Source organism: Thioclava sp. IC9, assembly GCF_002213225.1.
GTDB lineage: Bacteria > Pseudomonadota > Alphaproteobacteria > Rhodobacterales > Rhodobacteraceae > Thioclava > Thioclava nitratireducens.
In genome coordinates this window covers 280696-301697 of record NZ_NBNX01000003.1, presented here as the reverse complement: position 1 = coordinate 301697, position 21002 = coordinate 280696, and the positions used below count along the sequence as shown (strand labels likewise).

General features: G+C 64.7%; 21 protein-coding genes and 1 tRNA gene. 13 read left to right on the top strand and 9 right to left on the bottom strand.

The features are described 5' to 3' along the window. The first annotated feature begins 71 nt into the window (after positions 1–71). The 4 genes from B6V76_RS09940 to B6V76_RS09925 are packed head-to-tail and all read left to right on the top strand — an operon-like array spanning position 72 to position 4937. Entirely contained in the window at positions 72–1901 is a 1830-nt protein-coding gene (locus B6V76_RS09940) for a DUF294 nucleotidyltransferase-like domain-containing protein (RefSeq protein ID WP_088727330.1), read from the top strand. Positions 1902–1910: 9 nt separating this feature from the next. Next, positions 1911–2447, top strand: coding sequence for a hypothetical protein (locus tag B6V76_RS09935; protein WP_088725492.1), 537 nt, complete (start codon positions 1911–1913; stop codon positions 2445–2447). A gap of 4 nt (positions 2448–2451) precedes the next feature. After that, positions 2452–2841 carry a response regulator gene (locus tag B6V76_RS09930; protein ID WP_075774064.1) on the top strand — a complete coding sequence of 130 codons (390 nt, stop codon included), beginning with the start codon at positions 2452–2454 and terminating at the stop codon, positions 2839–2841. Then, positions 2841–4937 (top strand): exonuclease domain-containing protein, encoded by a 2097-nt coding sequence (locus tag B6V76_RS09925; RefSeq protein WP_088727329.1) that lies wholly within the window; start codon positions 2841–2843, stop codon positions 4935–4937. The genes B6V76_RS09930 and B6V76_RS09925 overlap by 1 nt, the downstream gene beginning before the upstream one ends. A 75-nt stretch (positions 4938–5012) precedes the next feature. On the opposite strand, the gene arsC is transcribed toward B6V76_RS09925, so the two are convergent. The 3 genes from arsC to B6V76_RS09910 are packed head-to-tail and all read right to left on the bottom strand — an operon-like array spanning position 5013 to position 6729. After that, positions 5013–5342 (bottom strand): arsenate reductase (glutaredoxin), encoded by a 330-nt coding sequence (gene arsC, locus B6V76_RS09920; protein ID WP_088727328.1) that lies wholly within the window; start codon positions 5340–5342, stop codon positions 5013–5015. After that, on the bottom strand, positions 5333–6385 hold the full coding sequence (locus B6V76_RS09915) for a quinone-dependent dihydroorotate dehydrogenase (RefSeq protein WP_088727464.1): 1053 nt from the start codon (positions 6383–6385) through the stop codon (positions 5333–5335). Before B6V76_RS09915 ends, arsC begins: the two co-directional genes overlap by 10 nt. Positions 6386–6390: 5 nt before the next feature. Then, complete coding sequence (locus tag B6V76_RS09910) at positions 6391–6729, bottom strand: DUF952 domain-containing protein (RefSeq protein ID WP_078520541.1); 339 nt, start codon at positions 6727–6729, stop codon at positions 6391–6393. Between the two features lie 79 nt (positions 6730–6808). Between B6V76_RS09910 and B6V76_RS09905 the strand changes: the two genes are divergently transcribed. Further along, positions 6809–7477 carry an SOS response-associated peptidase gene (locus tag B6V76_RS09905; protein ID WP_088722354.1) on the top strand — a complete coding sequence of 223 codons (669 nt, stop codon included), beginning with the start codon at positions 6809–6811 and terminating at the stop codon, positions 7475–7477. Positions 7478–7513: 36 nt separating this feature from the next. Further along, a tRNA-Gly gene (locus tag B6V76_RS09900) sits at positions 7514–7587 on the top strand. Between the two features lie 107 nt (positions 7588–7694). On the opposite strand, the gene B6V76_RS09895 is transcribed toward B6V76_RS09900, so the two are convergent. The 3 genes from B6V76_RS09895 to B6V76_RS09890 form a co-directional block, all read right to left on the bottom strand. Beyond that, a complete protein-coding gene (locus B6V76_RS09895; RefSeq protein WP_075774069.1) occupies positions 7695–7844 on the bottom strand; it encodes a hemin uptake protein HemP in 150 nt (49 codons plus the stop codon). Next, positions 7841–8008, bottom strand: coding sequence for a hypothetical protein (locus B6V76_RS19925; RefSeq protein WP_166504575.1), 168 nt, complete (start codon positions 8006–8008; stop codon positions 7841–7843). Before B6V76_RS19925 ends, B6V76_RS09895 begins: the two co-directional genes overlap by 4 nt. 176 nt (positions 8009–8184) lie before the next feature. Continuing rightward, positions 8185–9069 (bottom strand): hypothetical protein, encoded by an 885-nt coding sequence (locus B6V76_RS09890; RefSeq protein ID WP_088727327.1) that lies wholly within the window; start codon positions 9067–9069, stop codon positions 8185–8187. A 151-nt stretch (positions 9070–9220) separates the two neighbouring features. On the opposite strand from B6V76_RS09890, the gene miaB reads away from it, so the two are divergent. Then, positions 9221–10543 (top strand): tRNA (N6-isopentenyl adenosine(37)-C2)-methylthiotransferase MiaB, encoded by a 1323-nt coding sequence (miaB, locus tag B6V76_RS09885; protein ID WP_075774071.1) that lies wholly within the window; start codon positions 9221–9223, stop codon positions 10541–10543. A 76-nt stretch (positions 10544–10619) separates the two neighbouring features. Here miaB and B6V76_RS09880 read toward each other — a convergent pair whose 3' ends face one another. Next, positions 10620–10988, bottom strand: coding sequence for a hypothetical protein (locus B6V76_RS09880; RefSeq protein ID WP_075774072.1), 369 nt, complete (start codon positions 10986–10988; stop codon positions 10620–10622). 508 nt (positions 10989–11496) lie between these two features. Between B6V76_RS09880 and B6V76_RS09875 the strand changes: the two genes are divergently transcribed. Further along, the gene (locus B6V76_RS09875) at positions 11497–12507 is read left to right on the top strand and encodes a PhoH family protein (RefSeq protein WP_075774073.1); all 1011 of its coding nucleotides are present in this window, start codon (positions 11497–11499) and stop codon (positions 12505–12507) included. A 262-nt stretch (positions 12508–12769) separates the two neighbouring features. Here B6V76_RS09875 and B6V76_RS09870 read toward each other — a convergent pair whose 3' ends face one another. Beyond that, entirely contained in the window at positions 12770–13018 is a 249-nt protein-coding gene (locus B6V76_RS09870; protein WP_088719767.1) for an accessory factor UbiK family protein, read from the bottom strand. A gap of 132 nt (positions 13019–13150) precedes the next feature. Between B6V76_RS09870 and lgt the strand changes: the two genes are divergently transcribed. From lgt to B6V76_RS09850, 4 genes are all read left to right on the top strand, one after another. Further along, positions 13151–14047 carry a prolipoprotein diacylglyceryl transferase gene (gene lgt, locus B6V76_RS09865; protein ID WP_088727463.1) on the top strand — a complete coding sequence of 299 codons (897 nt, stop codon included), beginning with the start codon at positions 13151–13153 and terminating at the stop codon, positions 14045–14047. Beyond that, entirely contained in the window at positions 14044–15126 is a 1083-nt protein-coding gene (locus B6V76_RS09860) for an SAM-dependent methyltransferase (protein WP_088727326.1), read from the top strand. The genes lgt and B6V76_RS09860 overlap by 4 nt, the downstream gene beginning before the upstream one ends. Before the next feature lie 25 nt (positions 15127–15151). Beyond that, positions 15152–15904: a peptidoglycan editing factor PgeF gene (pgeF, locus tag B6V76_RS09855; protein ID WP_088727462.1), complete on the top strand. Its 753-nt coding sequence runs from the start codon at positions 15152–15154 to the stop codon at positions 15902–15904. Between the two features lie 660 nt (positions 15905–16564). Beyond that, positions 16565–17359, top strand: a complete 795-nt coding sequence (locus B6V76_RS09850; protein WP_077701304.1) for a Hint domain-containing protein — start codon at positions 16565–16567, stop codon at positions 17357–17359. 175 nt (positions 17360–17534) lie between these two features. Here the strand turns inward: B6V76_RS09850 and B6V76_RS09845 are convergent, their stop codons facing one another. Then, complete coding sequence (locus B6V76_RS09845) at positions 17535–19355, bottom strand: M3 family oligoendopeptidase (RefSeq protein WP_088727325.1); 1821 nt, start codon at positions 19353–19355, stop codon at positions 17535–17537. Positions 19356–19588: 233 nt separating this feature from the next. On the opposite strand from B6V76_RS09845, the gene B6V76_RS09840 reads away from it, so the two are divergent. Continuing rightward, positions 19589–21001, top strand: coding sequence for a circularly permuted type 2 ATP-grasp protein (locus B6V76_RS09840; RefSeq protein ID WP_075774078.1), 1413 nt, complete (start codon positions 19589–19591; stop codon positions 20999–21001). The last annotated feature ends 1 nt before the right edge of the window (position 21002 follow it).

Genomic DNA, 21002 nt, shown 5'->3' with positions numbered 1-21002 from the left:
ACCCTCGTCCCGCCCCTCGAAAATCCGGCAGGCGCCCCGGGGGGCGCCGCCACTTCCCGAAGGAAAAGATCATGGCCGCCGATCTGACCCCGATCCTCGCATTTCTCGAAGGCGTCCACCCTTACGACAATCTGCCGCGCAACGAGCTGGAGCGTGTCGCCAGTTCCTTCCGTCGCAGGGAATTGCCCGCCGGGCAGACCGTCTATTCCTATCGCGAGCCGCTCAAGGGCATCTATCTGATCAAGCGCGGATCGGTCGAAGTGACCGACCAGAACGGGGCACTGGTCTCGATCCTCGGTGCGCGCAACACATTCGGTGAGCGCGGTCTGATGCGCGACGGGCTCGCCGCAACCACCGCGCGCACGACCGCCGAGACCGTGCTGCTGGAACTGCCAGTCGACGAATTCCGGGAGCTGTCGCAGAACACTCCCGCCTTCGCGCGGTTCTTCAACCGGGTGCGCGGCGGCGAGAGCCGCACCAACTCCATCGCGACGATGAAGATCGCTGATCTGCTGGCGCAGGAGCCGATGGGCTGCGCGCCGGAGACCACCGTGACCGAGGCCGCGCGGCAGATGCGCGACGCACATATCTCCTCTCTGGGCGTAACCGATGCGAATGGCGCGCTGGTTGGGATCGTCACCGTGCGCGACCTGTCGAACAAGGTTCTGGCCGAGGGGCGCGCACCCGACACGCCGGTAGGCGAGGTGATGACGCCCGATCCGGTGACGCTGACGCCCGACGGGCTGGGGACGGACCTTCTGCATGTCATGCTGGAAAAGCGCGTCGGGCACCTGCCGATCACCGATCGCGGGCGCTTCGTGGGCATGATCACCCAGACCGATCTGACCCGCTTTCAGGCCGTGAGTTCGGCCGTGCTGATCCGCGATGTGGCGGGCGCCGAAACGGTGGCCGAAATGGCCGCCGTCACCGCGCGCATCCCGCAGCTTCTGGTGCAGCTCGTGGGCGGGCATCACGCCCATGAGGTCATCACGCGGCTGATCACCGATATCGCCGATGCAGTCACGCGCCGGCTGCTGAAGATGGCCGAAGAGACGCTGGGGTCGCCGCCTGTGCCCTATCTCTGGATGGCCTGCGGCTCGCAGGGCCGACAGGAGCAGACAGGCGTCTCCGATCAGGACAACTGCCTGATCCTCGACGATGCGGTGACCGAGGCTGATATGGAGTATTTCCGCCAGTTCGCGAAGATCGTCTCGGATGGTCTGGACGCCTGCGGTTACGTCTATTGCCCGGGCGACATGATGGCGACGAACCCGCGCTGGTGTCAGCCGGTCCGGGTCTGGCGGGACTATTTCAACGGCTGGATCGCCAAGCCGAACCCCGAGGCGCAGATGCTGGCCTCGGTGATGTTCGACCTGCGCGCGATCGGCGGCAACGGGGCGACGCTGTTCCAGCAGTTGCAGGAAGAAACCTTGGCGAAGGCGGCGAAGAACTCGATCTTCGTGGCGCATATGATCGCCAACAGCCTCAAGCATCACCCGCCGCTGGGCCTGATCCGGGGCTTCGCCACGATCCGCTCGGGCGAGCATCGCAACCACATCGACATGAAGCATAACGGCGTCGTGCCGGTGACCGATCTGGCCCGCATCTATGCGCTTCAAGGCCGCCTGCCCGAAGTGAACACCCGCGCCCGTCTGATCGAGGCCGAGCATGCCGGCGTGCTGAGCCATTCCGGCGCGCGCGATCTGGTCGAGGCCTATGATCTGATCGCGTCGATGCGACTGGAGAACCAGGCGCATCTCGCGCGCTCGGGGCGCAAGCCCGACAATTATCTTGCGCCGTCGGACCTGTCCGATTTCGAACGCTCGCATCTGCGCGATGCCTTCGTGGTGGTGCGCACCATGCAATCCGCCGCCGGTCACGGCAAAGGCGCGATGAGCTGAGGAGAGCTTATGACGAACGATTTCATCTCGACCATCGCCGCGGGCCTGCTGGCCGCCCTCGTGGTCTTTCTGCTGTCGCATCTGAGCAAGCGGATCCGCGGCGAGAAGCTGCCGAAATGGGTGATGCCGGCAGCAATTGGCGCGGCGCTGATCGGCTATACGATCTGGAGCGAATATTCGTGGTTTCCCGAAATGCGCTCCGAGATGCCCGACACGGTCGTCGTGCTGCAGAAGATCGACGAAAGCGTGCCGTGGCGGCCCTGGACCTACCTTGTGCCGATGGTCACGCGTTTCATGGCGGTTGATGGCGGCAAGGTGGAACATCCCGTCGCGGGCAAGCCGGAACTGGTCGAGACCGATCTGCTGCTGATCGGACGCTGGCAGAATCTGCAGACGGTGCCGACGGTCTATGACTGCAAGACCGACAGCCGCGCTGATCTGGTGAACGGGGCCACGCTGTCGAAAGACGGAGAGCTGTCGGGCGGCGGTTGGCTGAAGCTCACGCCCGACGACCCGGGGCTGAAAGCGGTATGCGCAGGAGGATGAGACCATGCCGGGGGGGAGGAAACATCGCGTCCTGATCGTGGAGGACGAGGACAATATCGCGATCGCGCTCGACTACCTGATGAGTCGCGAGGGCTACGAGCATGACCGGATCGACACCGGGCGCGGCGCGCTGGAGAAGATCCGCGAGACCCGTCCCGATCTGGTCCTTCTCGACGTGATGCTGCCCGAAGTGTCGGGCTATGAGATCTGTGAAGGCGTGCGCGCCGACAAGGGCCTCGGCGATGTGAAAATCCTGATGATGACCGCGCGCGGCTCCGCGATGGAGCGCCGCAAGGGGCTCGCGCTCGGAGCTGACGGGTTCATCGCCAAACCCTTCGAACTGCGCGAATTGCGCGAGGAGGTCCACCGCATTCTCGACGGGGAGACGGCCTGATGGATCTCACCCGGCTCTCCCTGCGCACCCGGGTGTTCCTGTTCTTCGCCGCGCTCGCGCTCGGCAATCTCGCGGCGCTGGTGGCGGGGTTGTGGTTCGGCTTCACCCGGCTTGGCGATCCCGATTTGCTACGCGCTATGGTGATCGGCGGCACGGTCGCGGGCTTCGCGATCCTTGGGCTGATCGCCTGGATCTGGTTTCTGTTCGACGAGAACGTGGCCAAACCGATCGAGCGGCTCTCGGGGATGCTGCGCGCCCGCACCACCGCCGAGATCGAGGGCGAGATGGATGTCGATATCGCGCGCCATCTGGGCGATCTGGCTCCCGCCGCGGCCTCCGTCACGCGTCATCTGTCGGAGACCCGCAACGCCCTGACCGAAGCCGTTCAGCGCGAGACGACGCGGCTCGCGCAGGAGAAGGAGCGGCTCGAGGCGCTCCTGTCGGATGTGCCGGTGGGCGTGTTGCTCTGCACGGCCGATCATCAGCTGGCCTTCTATAACGGGCAGGCGGTGGAGCTCTTGGGCTCGGCCCATGCGCCGGGGCTCGATCGGCGCGTTTTCGATTACCTCAACCAGCCGCCCATCGCCCATGCCTATGAGCGTCTTCTGGCGACGGAAGACCCCGATGCGGCCTCGGATCTGCTGTGTTCGACCAAGGCGGAGGGGCGCGTGCTCGCCGCCCGGATGCGGCTGCTGTCGGAGGGTGAGGATCACTACGTCTCGAAGCGCCCGGGCTACGTGCTGACGCTGCGCGACGTCTCGGGCGACATGGCCGCTCATGCGCAGCGCGAGCAGTTGATGGATGAGCTGTTCGACCGCATCCGCCGCCCGGCCGCCGCGCTGCAATCGCTGATCGGGGTCCTGACCGCCGACGACGGCCCCGCCCCGGGTCCGGAGCGGGACCGGGTTCGCGAGGCCGCCAATTCCGAGGCGCATCACCTCTCCGCCGCGATCCACGAATTTTTCGAGCGCCACGAGGCGAACCGCGCCGATTGGTGGCCGCTCGCGATGATCCGCGCCTCCGATCTGGGGCAGGCGGTGGCCGCGCGGGTAGCCGCCGAAGGGGGAGCGATCCTCCCGGTCACGGCCGCGCTGATGCTGCGCTGCGAGGGGTTCGAGATGGTCGCGCTTCTGGCGGGTCTGGTGCGTCGCCTGACCGACCGGCGCGACTTCCGGCTGGAGATTACAGAGGACGGCCCCGGCGCGCTGATCGCGCTGGAATGGGAAGGCGCTCCGCTTCCGATCGGAGAGCTGGAGCGCTGGCTTGCCGAACCGCTCGACACCGGGCTGGAAGATGTGACCGGGCACCGGGTGCTCACCACCCATGCCGCCGAAATCTGGCCCGAGAAGCTGGGCGACACGCGTGCGCGCCTGTGTATCCCGCTCCGCGAGGCGCGCCATGTCACCAAACGCCCGAAGCCGGTGCCGCGCGCGGTGGTCTACGATTTCGACCTGCTTGCGCGCGAGCGCGTCGCCGAGATCGCCGACACGCCACTGACCGATCTGACCTATGTCGTGTTCGACACCGAGACGACCGGCCTGCTGCCCACCGAGGGCGATGAGATCGTCCAGATCGCCGCGGTCCGGATCGTCAACGGGCGGCGGATCGATACCGAGGTCTTCGACACGCTCGTCGATCCCAAACGCCCGATTCCGCCCGGCTCGACCGAGGTGCATGGCATTTCGAATGCGATGGTCGAAGGCGCGCCCGATATTGCCAAGGTGGGGCGCGACTTCCATCGTTTCGCCGAGGGCGCGGTGCTGATCGCGCATAACGCGCCCTTCGACATGGAATTCCTGCATCGCAAGGAAGGCGCGATCGGAGAGCGGTTCGATCATCCGATCCTCGACACGGTGCTGCTGTCGGCGGTGGTGTTCGGGCAGTCGGAGAGCCACACGCTCGACGCGCTGACCCACAGGCTTGGCATCACCATCCCGGAGGAGGCACGCCACACCGCGATCGGCGATACGGTCGCGACGGCGGATGCTTTCCTGAAGATGCTGCCGGCGCTGCAGGCGCGGGGGTTGCGGACGTTCGGCGAATTGGTGGCGGAGCTGCGCAAGCACGGGCGGCTGCTCAAGGATCTGAACGGGTAGGGGGCTCTGCCCCCACCTCCTCCGGAGAGCCCCCGGATATTTGGGCCAAGGCGAAGTGCGGCCGCGCCCCTGATGTCAGAGAATCTCGAGAACGGTTTCCGGCGGGCGGCCGATGCGGGCCGCAGTGTCGGTCAGCACCAAGGGGCGCTCGATCAGCTTCGGGTTGGCGGTGAGCGCCGAGAGGATTTCGTTCTCGCCGGCCTCCTTGGAGAGGTCTGTATCCTTCCAGCGGATCAGGGCGGAGGCGGGCTGGCCGAGCTTCATCAGCGCGTCCTGCAGTTCGACCATGGTCGGCGGCTCTTTCTGGTAGTCGCGCACCGCAGGCGCGATCCCGCGCGCTTCGAGAAGTTTCAGCGTCTCGCGCGATTTCGAGCAGCGCGGATTGTGCCAGATCGTTACAGCCATTTGTCTCTCCCGGTGCCGATCGCCTCGGAAACGCTGGCGAAGCCGTCGCGTTCCAGAAGGGCGTCGAGGCCGCGTACGATATCTGCAGCGAGCGAGAGGCCGGAGAACACCATCGCGGTGTAGAGCTGCACCGCCGAGGCGCCCGCGCGGATTTTCTCGTAGGCCTGCTCGGCAGAGCCCACGCCGCCAACACCGATCAGCGGCAGGGCGCCCGCAGTATGCCGCGAGAGCTGGGCCAGAACGCGGGTCGATTTCTCAAACAACGGTGCGCCGGACATGCCGCCCTGATCGGAGGGGTTGGGCGAGGTCAGCCCCTCGCGCGAAAGCGTCGTATTGGTCGCGATGATCCCGTCGATCCCGCTTTCCAGCGCGACCTCGGCGATCTCGGCCAGTTCCTCGGCGCTCAGATCGGGGGCGATTTTCAGGAAGACCGGGATACGCCGCGCGAGGCCGTCGCGGGTCTCGATCACGCCTGCCAGCAGCGCCGCCAGCGCGGCTTTGCCCTGCAGGTCGCGCAGCTTCTCGGTGTTGGGCGAGGAGACGTTGACCGTTGCGAAATCGATATGCGGGCCGGCATGGGCCAGAACGGTCGCGAAATCTTTCGCGCGGTCGGCGGCGTCCTTGTTGGCGCCGAGATTTAGGCCTACCGGAATGCCCTGGGGGCGCTTTGCCAGCCGCTCGGTGATCGGCTCCATGCCCTGATTGTTGAAGCCGAAGCGATTGATCGCGGCGCGGTCAGCGGGCAGCCGCCAGAGGCGCGGAGGCAAGTTGCCTTCCTGCGCGCGCGGCGTCGCGGCGCCGACTTCGATGAAGCCGAAGCCCGCGCGCATCAGCTGCGGCACGGCCTCGGCGTTCTTGTCGAAGCCGGCCGCAAGGCCCACCGGGTTCAGAAGCGACATCCCCGCCAGATCGGTTTTCAGCCGGGGCGAAGTGATCGGGCCGGGCAGGGGCGCGAGCCCCATTCGCAACGCGCGCAGCGACAGGCCATGCGCCTTTTCCGGGTCGATCTTGTGAAAAACCGCGAGGCCCGCACGCTCGATCAGGGTGGTCACGACATTTCCTTCGGGAAGATATGGCCCGCAGCGCCCAGGGGCAGGGCGTGGTCCCAGACGACTTCGCTGAGATTCAGCGGGCGGTAAAGATGCGGGAAGAGCTGATCGCGGCGCGAAGGTTCCCACTTCAGATCGGCGCCCATCGCGGTGGAGTCGAAGGCGACCAGCACCAGATCGGATTCGCCCGCGAAATGTTTCGCAGCCGTTTCGACGACCTGATCGGCGGTGGAGAAATGGATATAGCCGTCCGCGAGGTCGACCGGAGCGCCGAGCGTGTGCCCGGCTTCGCGAAATGCATCCCATTCGGGGCGACGGAGGATTTTGTAAATCAACATGGCTTTCCCTTGCCCGAAAACGCGCCGTCCGGTCAAGCGTGGGGCTTGCGCCGCGCGCGTGGCGGCATAGCTTTGTGCCATGTGCGGACGTATGGCCAACACTCTTCCTGTCGATGCGATGGCGCGTCTGTTCAAGGCGGTGCCCGGCAATGACGTGCCCGATGGCGAGCGGTTCAACATCTGCCCGACCCAGAGCCTGCCGGTCTGCGTCTCCGGTGAGGGGCAGCGGCAGTTGCGGGCGATGCGCTGGGGCTTCATCCCGCATTGGTACAAGACGCCGACCGACGGGCCATTGCTGATCAATGCGCGCTCGGAGACGGTGGCGGAGAAGCCCGCCTTCCGGGCGGCGATCCGGTCGCGGCGCTGCCTGATCCCGGCGGATGGCTTCTATGAATGGCATCGCGAGGGGGAGGCGAAGCTGCCTTTCTACGTTTCGCGCAGGGACGGGGCGCCGATGGTGTTCGGCGGGCTCTGGCAGGACTGGGAGAAGGGCGGCGAGTTGCTGACGACCTGCGCCATCGTGACGGTGCCGGCAGGCCCGACGCTCGCCCCGATCCATCACCGCGAGCCGCTGGTCCTCGAAGAAGCCGACTGGGCGAAATGGCTGGGCGAGGAGGGCCATGGCGCGGCGACACTGATGCAGCCCAGGCCCGAGGGCATCCTGCAGGCGTGGCGCGTGGGCCAAGAGGTGAACTCGAACCGCGCCTCCGGGGCGGGTTTACGCGAACCGTTTGCCAATCCCGCTTGAATGGCGCGGCGTGGACCGCTAAGGAGAGGCCAGAGTGCGGGTGTAGCTCAATGGTAGAGCCGCAGCCTTCCAAGCTGAAGACGTGGGTTCGATTCCCATCACCCGCTCCATTTTCCCCAAGATCACTGTGATACGCGTCTTCGAGACGAAAAAACCGCCCGAGGGACGATCGGGCGGCTTCAGCCGTTCGGGATGTGCGGGGTGCGCAATGCTGCGCTCATTTGGTCAGGATCAGCTTGCCCGCCTTGGTGATGCGCAGCGTATAGACCTGACCGTCCAGCACGATATGGGCGAGGTTGCCCTTGCCGGTCAGCACCTCCGCGTCATGGACGGGCAGAGCGTTGGCGAAGCTTTCATTGATGCTCATCTCTGGCCTCCCTCGATCCGGTCGAGCGTCGCTTCGAGCGCGCTTTGGCCCGGCGGGAAACCGCTGCACAGCGCCTCGACGATGTCGCGCAGGCTCAGCGGGGGGGCGGTATCAACATGCGTGTCGGCCCGGTATCGGGGGCCGGGGGAAGAGGGGCGTTTCATCTCCGGTCTCCATCTCGCGATATGCGGCTCGTCGGGGATCGACTGGCTGATGGAAATAACCTGAGTGAAATTATCGGAATTGTAAAGGCGATTCTTTTACTAGGGAATTGCGCAGGGTGCTCTGCGCCCGCGCAGAGATAACGGGGGAACCGTTCGGAATCAGTTTGAGGGGCGGATCAGAACCACTGGCCTGGTTCGATCAGACCCAGATCCATGAGTTGCTGGCTCGACCAGTTGAAGCGCTCGGAATTGACCCAAGTGAAGCTGTGCACGTCATAGGTCGAGCCGGGATTGAACTTCAGCGCCTTCGCCACCCGGAACGAGGCGGTGGCACAGGTCAGGTTATGGTGCCATGGGCAGGAATAGGTGTTGTATTCCTCGTCGTTGAACGTGTGATCGGGGCGCAGCTTCAGGCCGGGCTTGGCGCGGAACAGGGCGATCCGGTCGATCTTGCGGCGCTCGGCGGGGACGTGCTCCTCAAAACGCCAGCGCAGCCCCCCGAAGAAATCGAGCTGTCGCTCCTTCGGGTGGTCGTGGTTCTCGGGATCGAGCCGGGCGAGCGCGTAATAGCCCGCCTTGTCGAACATCGCGTTCTCGGTATCGACGCCGTTCGGATGCGCCTCCAGATCGCCGGTATAGAGGTCGATCACATAGCTCAGCATCGAGGCGCGGCGTTCTTCGGTGTGGAAGCTCAGCACCTCGCCGATCGTGCGGCTCTCGCAGAAGGGGAAGAACAGGTATTCAGCGTTGAAGCAGTAATAGAGCCACGTTCCGGCGGGCACGGCAGCGATGATCGGGTTGATCGCGAGAGGGGCTGCGTCGCGGCGGTTCAACTCGAAATCGATGCGGTGGATTTTCGTCGGGCTGTCGGCGGCCAGATCGTCCGGCAGGTCCATCGCGGCATGGCCCAGAACCAGCAGCACCGGAAACCCGAGGTCGATATGGTGGTGGATCGTACTCTCCAACTCGACCCCGTCCTCGGCTAGGATCACGCAGACCGGGCCTTTGGAAAGCGCTGCGCTCTGACGGGTGAGAAAATCGATCAGCGAGGAATATTTCATGCCCGATTTAGCCCTTTCGCGGGGTCTTCGGTCGCAGGATCGGGGAAGGCCCGCATGAAATCAAGCCTTTACGTCCCGCGCCATGCGCGACCTTGCGGGAAAGGGCGGTTTGGCTGTATCAGGCCCGCTGGAAAGACGCGCGAGGATTGGCATGAGCGACGCTCCGAAAAAGCTGCATATCAAAACCTATGGCTGTCAGATGAACGTCTATGACAGCGAGCGCATGGCCGAGGCCATGGGCGCCAAGGGCTACGAGCTGACCGACGATGTGGGCGCGGCGGATATGGTGCTGCTCAACACCTGCCATATCCGCGAGAAAGCGGCCGAGAAGGTCTATTCCGATCTTGGGCGCCTGCGTCCGTTCAAGGAGGCCAAGCCCGACCTGAAGATCGGTGTCGCGGGCTGCGTCGCGCAGGCCGAGGGCGACGAGATTTTGCGGCGCTCGGATCTGGTGGATCTGGTCGTGGGCTCGCAAAGCTATCACAAGCTGCCCGAACTGGTCGCCCGCACCGACAATGGCGCGCGCCCCGTCGAGACCGAGTTTCCGCTGGAAGACAAGTTCGACCATCTGCCCGCGCGCCCCGTGCAGGCGCGCCCGACCGCATTTCTGACCGTGCAGGAAGGTTGCGACAAGTTCTGCGCCTTCTGCGTGGTGCCTTATACGCGGGGGGCCGAAGTTTCGCGCCCTGCAGAGAAAATCCTGCGGGAGGCGCAGGCGCTGGTCGAGAAAGGCGTGCGCGAGATCACGCTCTTGGGTCAGAACGTCAACGCCTATCACGGCGAGGGAGAGGGCGGTGACTGGTCGCTCGCGCGGCTTGCCCGGTCGCTCGCCAAGATCGATGGGCTGGAGCGTATCCGCTACACCACTTCGCACCCGAATGACATGGAAGACGATCTCATCGCGGCCCATGGCGACGAGCCGAAGCTGATGCCCTATCTTCATCTGCCGGTGCAATCTGGGTCGGACAAGATCCTCAAGGCGATGAACCGCAAGCATACGGCGGAAAGCTATATCCGCCTGATCGAGCGTATCCGCGCCGCGCGCCCCGACATCGTGATCTCGGGCGATTTCATCGTGGGCTTCCCCGGCGAGACCGATCAGGATTTCGAGGACACGATGTCGCTGATCCGGGAGGTCAATTACGGCATGGCCTATTCGTTCAAATACTCGCCGCGCCCGGGCACGCCCGCGGCTGGCGCGAAAGGCGCGGTGCCTGCCGAGGTCGCGGACGCGCGGCTGCAAGAGCTTCAGGCGCTTCTGACCTCGCAACAGCGGGCCTGTCAGGAGAGCATGATCGGGCGCGAAGTTAACGTGCTCTTCGAGAAGCCCGGTCGTCTGGACGGCCAGTGGGTCGGCAAATCCGATTACCTGCAGGCGGTCCATGTCTCGGGCGAGGGGCTCGGTCCCGGCGTCCTGGCGAAGGTGCGGATAACCGGTACGGCGCCAAATTCGCTGGCGGGCGAGCTGATCTGAGCGCGCAACGCGTCACTGCATCAATTGAAAAGGGCCGCGTCATCCGCGGCCCTTTCTTGTTGGAAGCCTTCGCCGATCAGTTCGGGCCGGGCGGATCGTTCGCGATCGCTTTCAGAAGCTCTTTGCGCAGACCTTCCGGGTTGCCCACGAGGCTCTCGTTTCTGCAGATTTGCGTCGCGAGGCCGTTCGCATCGCCGTAATCGTAGCCGAACGCCACAAGGTCATCGACGAAGCTGCCCTGCGGGTGATCCCAGATCGTCTCGCGCCAAGGGCCACGGAAGCAATCGATATGAATCTGTTGCTTGCGGGTCGGGCCGCAGACGGTCTTGTTGTTGACGTGATCGCGCCCCACCGGGCCGGTGTAGCAGCTCGTACCGGCCTGGGCGGCGCCAGCGAATGCCATACCGGTGAGCAGCGCGGCGGCGGTGATTGCAATGGTCTTCATCTTCAGAGACTCTCCTGATCGGGCAGCGGAATAACATAGGTGCTCGTGATCCTTCCGACCCGAGCACCATCTGCCCGCAGTTTGCCCAGATTGAACCCAAATTGGCGAGAGTTTGTCGATATTTGCCGGGCATGTGAAAACAATGCCAGGAAAAACATGGAGGATGTTTAGCCTTCCGCGACAGTTTTCCCGCTAAGGTTGTGTAAAGCTTGCCTTTTCCTACGCGATTCTGCGTCTTTGACGGGCCCTCGGCGGCTTGGCGATTCGGGGTTGTCGCGCGGGGCAACCGTGCCACGGATGTTCGACCCGCTCAGCGACTTGCGTACCAGATCGACCCGTCTTTGCCTAAAAAACAGGCGAAGTGACCATACGGAACCGCGCTTGGGTTTTTTCGTTTCAGTTTGATGAAATTCGATACCTCGCCTAGGAGGGCGGGAAACCAGTGCTTGCGTGAATCCCCCAAGGCAGGCACCATATCTTTACCAAACCAGCTAGGGAGACTCTGTATTTGGGCTTCAGCGCGATCACACCCCCGCCTCGCTCTCAGGATGCTCACGAGACGCTTCTTGAGTTCCCCAACAACCGGCTGCTGATCGATCTTTGCGGTGAATTCGACCGCAATCTGGCCCAGATAGAGCACAAGCTGCAGGTTCACATCCTCCGGCGCGGCAATCAGCTGGCCGTGGTGGGCGAGCCGGAGGCGCAATCGCAGGCCGCCGCCGTGCTGCATCAGCTGTATCAGCGCTTGGAACAGAACAAGCAGATCGACGCCGAAGAGGTGGATGCCGCACTGCGCATGGCCGATCTGGGTGGCACCGGGACCACGGTGGACGAGCAGCTCGAGATGTTCGAGGCGGGCAAGTTCGAGATTCGCACCCGCAAGAAGCAGGTCGAGCCGCGCACCGAGGCGCAGAAGGCCTATGTGAAGCACCTCTTCGAGCACGAGCTGGCCTTCGGGATCGGGCCGGCGGGCACCGGCAAGACCTATCTCGCCGTGGCTGTGGGCGTGACCATGCTGATCGGCGGGCATGTCGACAAGATCATCCTGTCGCGTCCGGCCGTCGAGGCGGGCGAGCGTCTGGGCTTCCTGCCCGGCGACATGAAGGACAAGGTCGATCCCTACATGCAGCCGCTCTACGACGCGCTGAACGACTTCCTGCCCGCCAAGCAGCTCGCGAAGCTGCTGGAAGAGAAGCGGATCGAGATCGCGCCGCTCGCCTTCATGCGCGGGCGCACGCTGTCGAACGCCTTCGTGGTGCTCGACGAGGCGCAGAACGCCTCGACCATGCAGATGAAGATGTTTCTGACCCGCCTGGGCCAAGGCTCGCGGATGGTTATTACCGGCGACCGATCGCAGGTGGACCTGCCGCGCGGGATGCCTTCGGGACTGCAGGATGCCGAGCGTATCCTCGGCCATGTCGAGGGGATCAGCTTCAACTACTTCACAGCGAAAGACGTGGTGCGTCACCCGATGGTCGCGAAGATCATCGACGCCTACGATCAGGCGGAAGGCACCTGAAGCCGGGAGGCTTTAACGAAGAATTAGTGATTTGCCCGCGCCTCGGCGCGGGCATTTCGCTGTGTGGTGACGTGTCTGGAAATCTGACAAAGGGCCGCGCCTGACCCTCGAGAGGGCGCTTTGTCTTGCAAGGCCGCATGATATCCGAACGCGCGAGGATATCGCCAATGCGCCGTCCCCGGGGGCGGTCGCCCCCGCACGGGGCCAACGAAAAACGCCCGGCCATTCGGACCGGGCGTTTTCAAATTCCATCGCGAAGACCTCAGTCTTCCTTCTTGCCTTCCAGCGCCTCGATGCGGGCCTTCAGCGCGGCGTTCTCTTCGCGGGCTTTCTGCGCCATCGTGCGGACCGCGTCGAACTCCTCGCGGGTCACGAGGTCACGGTCGGCGAGCCACCGGTCCATCCAGCTTTTCATCGCCGTCTCGGCCTCGTCCTTCGCGCCTTGGGCCACGCCCATCGCGTTGGTCATAAGCTTGGACATCTCGTCGAACATCTTGTTGGGCGGCTGCATCGGCATCCCCTTGCGGTCAATTTCTGCTTCCCTGACTATATGGGCCGCGTCGGTGCCGCTGGCAAGGTTGACTTCCCGGCCCGCGCAGGGCTTTCTCGCGGCGATTTCTGACAGGAGACCGCCTTGCTGCCTCTGGCCATTCCCTTCCCGCAATTCGATCCGGTCGCCCTTACGATCCCCGGTCTGGGCCTGCCGATCCGCTGGTATGCGCTGGCCTATATCGCGGGGCTGATCGCGGGATGGCGGATCATCGTGGCGCTGATGAAGCGCGATACGCTCTGGCCGACGAACAGCGCGCCGATGGCGCCGGGCAAGGTCGAGGACCTGCTGACGGCGGTGATCGTGGGTGTGGTGCTGGGCGGGCGGCTCGGTTTCATCTTGTTCTACGAGCCTGCATGGTATCTGGCGCATCCGCTCGACATCGTGAAAGTCTGGCAGGGCGGCATGTCTTTCCATGGCGGTTTCCTGGGCACACTGGTCGCGGGCTGGTGGTTCGCGCGCCGTCACCACGTGCCGAAGCTGCAACTCGCCGACGCGATGGCGTTGGTGGCGCCGATCGGGCTGTTTCTCGGACGGATCGCCAACTTCATCAAGCCGGAGCTTTGGGGGCGTCCGACGAACGTGCCGTGGGGCGTGATCTTCCCCGGTGAACTGGCGCAGACCTGCCTCGGGATCGCGGGGCAGGTGGACGGGTCTTGCGCGCGCCATCCCTCGCAGCTCTACGAGGCGGGGCTCGAAGGGCTGCTGCTGGGACTGATCCTCTGGGGGCTGGTGAAGTTCGGCCGTTCGCTGAAGCGTCCCGGGCTGAGCCTCGGCGTCTTCCTGATGGGCTACGGAGCCGCGCGCGCCTTCGTGGAGCTGTTCCGGCAGGGCGATCCGCAGTTCGTGACCCTCGGCAATCCCTATGGCCACGTGATCCGCTTCACGGACGGTTGGGGGCTGACGATGGGGCAGGTGCTGTCGCTGCCGATGATCGCGGTGGGGTTGTATTTCGTGATCCGCGCACTGCGCGCGCCGAAAGCATCGTGACCCCGCTGGGCGACATCCTTGCCGCGCAGATCGCGGCGGAGGGGCCTATGCGGCTCGACCGCTATATGAGCATCTGCCTGCTGCATCCCGAACATGGCTATTACGCGACCCGCGATCCGTTCGGGCGCGCGGGCGATTTCATCACCGCGCCGGAGATTTCCCAGATGTTCGGCGAGATGCTGGGCCTGTGTCTGGCGCAAGCATGGCTCGATCAAGGGCGGCCTACGCCGTTCATCTTGGCCGAGGCTGGGCCGGGGCGCGGCACGCTGATGGCCGATATGCTGCGCGCGATGAAGGCGGTGCGCGGGATGGTGGACGCGGCAGAGGTGCATCTGATCGAAGCCTCGCCGACCCTGCGCGAGATTCAGAAGCAGAAGCTCGCGCCGCATCAGGTGGTGTGGCATGAGACCATCGACGACCTGCCAGACTCCCCCCTGTTCCTCGTAGCGAACGAGTTTCTTGACGCGCTGCCGATCCGGCAGTTCCAACGGGTCGAGCAGGGCTGGGCCGAGCGGCAGATCGGATTGTCCGACGAGGGCGCGCTGACCCCCGGCCTCGCCCCGCCCACGCGATTCGAGGCTCTGGAGCCGCGCATGGCTGACACCGTGCCGGGCAATGTGGTCGAGACCTGTGCCGCTGCGGTGAGTTTCACTGAAAGGCTCGCAGCGCGGATCGCGCGCCAAGGCGGCGCGGCGTTGCTGATCGACTATGGCAACTGGCATTCCAAGGGCGACACGTTTCAGGCCCTCAAGGCGCATGAACCCGTCGATCCCTTCGCGACACCGGGTGAGGCGGACCTGACCGCCCATGTCGATTTCGAACCTCTGGCGCAGGCGGCGCACAGGGTCGGGGCCAAGGTGTCGGCGATGACCGCGCAGGGCCTTCTGCTGGAGCGGCTGGGCATCACGGCGCGGGCGCAGCGCCTCGCGCAGGCGTTATCCGGGGCCGCGCGCGAGACCCATATCGCCGCGCATCGCCGCTTGACCCATCCCGAGGAAATGGGTCACCTGTTCCAAGCTCTCGCACTGGTGGCGCCGAATGCGCCGCTGCCGCCGGGCTTCGACCCAAACACCGACTGAGCCATTGGGGGGCACGATGTCGACGATGCTCGAAATTCTGACCTCACCAGCCCTGGGGGCGGTGAAGCACGCCTTCTTCACCCGCAAGGGCGGGGCGTCCTCGGGCATTTTCGCCGGGCTCAACTGCGGCCCCGGTTCGTCGGACCAAAGCGAGGCGGTGCGCACAAATCGGGCCCGCGCCGCAGACGCGTTGGGGGTTGAGCTGAACGCGCTGCAGGGCGTCAATCAGGTGCATTCGCCCGATGTCGCAGTGATCGAAGAAATCACCGATCCGCCGCCGCGCGCCGATGCGGCGGTGACCAAGGTGCCGGGCATCGCAATCTCGATCCTGACCGCCGACTGCCAGCCGGTGCTGTTCTCGGACCCGAAAGCGGGCGTTATCGGCGCGGCCCATGCGGGCTGGCGCGGCGCGATGGAGGGGGTGCTGGAGAACACGCTCGACGCGATGGAGCGTCTGGGCGCGCATCGCGAGGACATCACCGCGGTGATCGGGCCGTGCATCTCGGTCCATTCCTACGAGGTCGGCGAGGACTTCATGGAGCAGTTCCTGATGGAAGACATGGATTACAGCCGGTTCTTCTCGCCCGGACCCTCGGGCAAGCCGCATTTCGACCTGCCGAGCTTCTCGCTGCACCGGCTGCGCGAGGCGGGCGTCGGCGAGGCGGGATGGATGCGTCGCTGCACCTACCAGGAGCCCGAGCGCTTCTATTCCTACCGCCGCGCGACCCATGCGGGGGAGGCCGATTACGGGCGCCTGCTCTCGGCGATCCGCCTCTGATCGATCTGGGGGGCGCGGGCGGCGCGCCGCCCGCACATGAGATAGCTCTGAAACAATCGGCCTTGCCGCATTCGTTCGTTTCCTTGCGCGAAAAATTCCCACTCTCGCCCCATGCTGGCCCCATTGCGCGGTCACAACAGTCCTGAACCGGATCGAAGACGATCCTGAGACGAGGGGACAACAACGTGAACAAGCAACAACCGACCCGCCGCTGGATGAAAACCGCGCTGGACTCCGCAAGTAAATGCGACACGCCGATGCCGTGGGCGCGCAATGCGCGCAGCGCACAGACGCGTCGCACGGCGGCGGCCGCGCCGCGGAGGGTCGGCGCCGCACAATGATCTCCCTTCTCGCAACGCGATCGCAATTGGTCATGCGGATCGCAATGCGAGACTTGGCCGGGCGCTGCCACGCCCGGCCATTTTCATCACCCGCTTCCAGTGCCTCTGGAGGCGGGTGATTCGCTTTGAATGTGGTGAGACTGTGGCGGTTTGTGCGCGCCCGGGAAACCTGCCGTTAGGGCAGGTCTCGACTGCTCGGGGATCGTGAGACAATCGCATCAAAAATTTGACGGGGTCACCGGTTTTAGCCATGTTGTGAGCGTCTCTCTGCAACCGGTGGGGGCCGATGCAGCCGTGAGAAGACCGAAAGGCCTATCGCATGAATCTACCCCACCGGACGGCAGCGGCCGCGCTCCGTCCCGACAGTTCCGAACCGCCTCTGCCGCGCCCTTTGCGTGCGAGCCCGAATGCGCCGAAACGCGCCCTGCGCGCCTCCGCGATGACGCGCCGTTATGCCGCGTGGTGGCTGGAGGCAGATGGGTTCATCGAGGAAACCTCCCGCGTCGCCCCGGCGATTCCGTTGTTCGAGGAGGCGTTCTCTGCCTTGGCGCGCGGCGCTGTGATCGCGACCGAGGAGGGCCCCGTCTCGATTGAGGATGTGGTGCCCGGGATGCGCGTCCTGACCGCCGACGAGCGGGTTGAGACCGTCACCTGGAAAGGGTCGATGACGATGTTCCCCGCCGCGAAGGACAAGGCCGCGGGGATGATCCGCGTCACCGCCGAGGCATTCGGGCATGGTCGTCCGTCGCAGGATCTGGTGTTGGGCCCCCATGCGCGGATTTGCCTGCGCGACGCGCGGCTGCGCGCGCGTCTGGGGATCGAGGCGGCCTATGCGCCGATTGCGGCTTTCGTCGACGGGGTGAGCGTGATCGAGGTCGCGCCGATCTCGCCGGTCTCCGCCTATCACCTGGTGCTGGAGCATCACGGCTCGCTCAAGGTTGGCGGCATGGAGGTCGAGAGCTTCCACCCAGGCGAAGGCTTCGAGCGGACGATCGATCCTCGGATGGCGGAACTGTTCCTCGCGCTGTTTCCGCAGATGGACAGGCTGCGCGAGTTCGGCCCGCTCGCCGCACCGCGGCTGACCCGGTTCGAGGTGGAAGACATGCTGATCTGAGCGAGAGCCTGCAAGGGGTAAAGGCTCCGGTCGGAGTTGACGGCGCTCGTGGGGAGCCGGTCACGGAAAACGCCGCGCGTTGAGAACCTCGCGCGGCGTTTTTTGTTGCGGGTCGGGGAGGGGGCTCTGCCCCCGCGCTTGCGCGCCCCCCGGGATATTTCAATCAAGGAGAAGTTCAGGCCTCCTCCATCGCCTCCAGCTCGTCGATGAAGCCTTCGATCATCGACAGGCCCTTGTCCCAGAAAGCCGGGTCGGAGGCGTCGAGGCCGAAGGGCGCGAGCAGTTCTTTGTGGTGCATCGAGCCGCCCGCTTCCAGCATCGCGAAATACTTGTCCTGGAAGCCCTCGGGCGCGGCCTCGTAGGCGGCGTAGAGCGCGTTCACCAGCCCGTCGCCGAACGCATAGGCGTAGACGTAGAAGGGCGAGTGGACGAAGTGCGGGATGTAGGACCAGAAGGTCTCGTAGCCGTCCATGAACTCGAATGCCGGGCCAAGGCTTTCGCCCTGCACAGACATCCATAGCGCGTTGATGTCCTCGGGCGTCAACTCCCCTTCGGCGCGCGCCGCATGCAGCTTGCACTCGAAATCATAGAAGGCGATCTGGCGGACGACCGTGTTGATCATGTCCTCGACCTTGCCGGCCAGAAGCGTCTTGCGCTCTTCGCGGGTCTTCGCCGCAGCGAGGAGTTTGCGGAAGGTCAGCATCTCGCCGAAGACGGAGGCCGTCTCGGCCAGCGTCAGCGGCGTGTTGGCCAGCATCTCGCCCTGTTTCGCGGCCAGCACCTGGTGAACGCCGTGGCCCAGCTCATGCGCCAGCGTCATCACGTCGCGCGGTTTGCCGAGGTAGTTGAGCATCACGTAAGGGTGGACGGTCGTCACGGTCGGATGCGCGAAGGCGCCCGGTGCCTTGCCCGGCTTCACGCCCGCATCGATCCAGCCTTTCTCGAAGAAGGGCTGCGCGATATCGGCCATGCGCGGATCGAAGCCGGAATAGGCGTCGAGCACGGTGTCCTTCGCCTCGTCCCACATGATGTCGCGCGGGGCTTCGGTCGGCAGCGGCGCGTTGCGGTCCCAGATTTGCAGCTTCTCGAGGCCGAGCCATTTCGCCTTCAGCTTGTAGTAGCGATGCGACAGACGCGGGTAGGCCGCGACCACGGCGTCGCGCAGCGCCTGCACCACTTCCGGCTCCACGTCGTTCGACAGGTGGCGACCGGTCTGCGGCGTCGGCATCTTGCGCCAGCGGTCCTCGATTTCCTTTTCCTTGGCCAGCGTGTTGTGGATGCGCGAGAAGGTGCGGATGTTCTCGCCGAACACGTTCGCCAGCTCCTTCGCCGCCGCTTCGCGTTTTTCGCGATTGTGGTCGGAGAGGAGCGTCGTGGTGGCCTCGAGCGACAGTTTCTCGCCCTGCACCTCGAATTCCAGCGCCGCGGTGGTCTCGTCGAAGAGGCGGTTCCACGCGGCAGCGCCGACGACCGATTGGTCGTGGAGGAATTTCTCCAGCTCGTCGGAGAGCTGGTAGGGTTTCATCGCGCGCATGCGGTCAAACACCGGCTTGTAGCGGGCGACGCGCTCATCGGCGAAGACGGCCTCGTAGGTCGCGTCCGGGATGCGGTTGAACTCAAGGCTGAAGAAGACGAGCGGCGTGGTGTAGGTGGTGATCTTGTCCTGCGCATCGGACAGCAGCTTCACCCGTGCCGGGTCGGTCGTGTTCTGGTAATAGCGCAGGCCGACATAGGACATCACGCGGCCCGCTTTCTCGTCGATTTCCTCGTAGCGCTTGATGCAGTCTGCCATGCCCGCCGCGTCGAGATCGGCCAGCTTGCCTTCGTAATCGGCGGCGAACTCGGCGCAGGCTTTTTCCAGCCACGCCATGTCCTTGCTCAGTTCCGGCGCGTCGGGGGCGGGGTAGAGATCGCTGAGATCCCATTCGGGCAGATCGCCGAACGCCCCTGCATTGGCATTCGCATCGAAGACGGGGCGGCGGTGTGTCAGCGTCATGGGCATCCTCATGTATGTCTGGCTCATGTATGTTTGTTTGTTTTCCAGATAGGGGCAGGGGCGCCGCCGTGACAAGGGCGCGGGCTCGCTGGGTGTTGCACAATTTTTCGGCAGATGCCGCGAAATGAGCGATCCCCGGGCGCGCCGCGTTGCTTAACTTTGGGCATCGCCTTTTACTCGCGAGGCACACGGCCTAGACTTAAATAAAAGACTAGGGGGGCATATCCGGCGCGATGACAGAGTATTTCAACGAGATGTTCGACGGCGGCAAAGTGCGTCAGCCCTATAGCGGGCTCGATGGCTGGATGCGCGAAATGCCCTCCGAGCTGCGCGCAATGAAACAGGCCGAGGCGGAGGCGCTGTTTCGCCGGATCGGGATCACCTTCGCGGTCTACGGCGAGGGCGGCGACCCGGACCGCCTGATTCCCTTCGACATGTTTCCACGCGTCTTCACGCAGGCTGAATGGCGTAAGTTGGAGCGCGGAATCAAGCAGCGCACCCGGGCGCTGAACGCCTTCCTGCTCGATGTCTACGGGCGTGGCGAGATCGTGCGGGCGGGGCGTATCCCGGCGCGGCTGGTCTATCAGAACGATGCGTTCGAGCGCGCGGTTTCGGGCTTCATCCCGCCGCGCGGCATCTACAGCCATATCGTCGGCGTCGATCTGGTGCGCACGGGGCCGGATCAGTTCTACGTGCTCGAGGACAACTGCCGCACGCCCTCGGGCGTCTCATATATGCTGGAGAACCGCGAGATCATGATGCGGATGTTCCCGCAGCTGTTCCGCGAGAACCGGATCGAACCGGTGGATGGATATTCGGACGCGCTGCGCCGCACCTTGGCCTCGGTCGCACCGGCGAAATGCGAGGGCGAGCCGACGGTCGCGATCCTGACGCCGGGCCATTTCAACTCGGCCTATTACGAGCATTCCTTCCTCGCCGACCTGATGGGCGTCGAGCTGGTGGAGGGGCCGGACCTTTTCTGCGAGGGCGGCTTTTGCTGGATGCGCACGACCGAAGGCCCGAAGAAGCTCGACGTGATCTATCGCCGGATCGACGACGCTTTCCTCGATCCGCTCTGCTTCCGCCCGGATTCGATGCTGGGCATTCCCGGCTTGATGGATGTCTACCGCTCGGGCGGTGTGACGATCTGCTCGGCTCCGGGCGCGGGCGTCGCCGACGACAAGGCGATCTACACCTTCGTGCCGGAAATGGTGCGCTTCTATCTTGGCGAAGAACCACTTCTGGAAAACGTGCCGACGTGGCAATGCGCCAAGGCCGACGATTGCAAATACGTGCTCGAACATCTCGACGAGCTGGTGGTGAAAGAGGTTCACGGTTCCGGCGGTTACGGCATGCTCGTCGGGCCGAAATCGACGAAGGAGCAGATCGAGAATTTTCGCCACAAGATCGAGGACAATCCCGAGAACTACATCGCCCAGCCGACGCTCGCGCTGTCGACCACGCCGACTTTCGTGGAAGAGGGCGTGGCTCCGCGCCATGTCGATCTGCGGCCCTATTGTCTCGTCGGCGAGAAGATCGAGCTTGTCCCCGGCGGGCTGACCCGCGTCGCGCTGACTGAAGGGTCGCTCGTCGTGAACTCGTCGCAGGGCGGGGGCGTGAAAGACACCTGGGTTTTGGCGGAGTGAT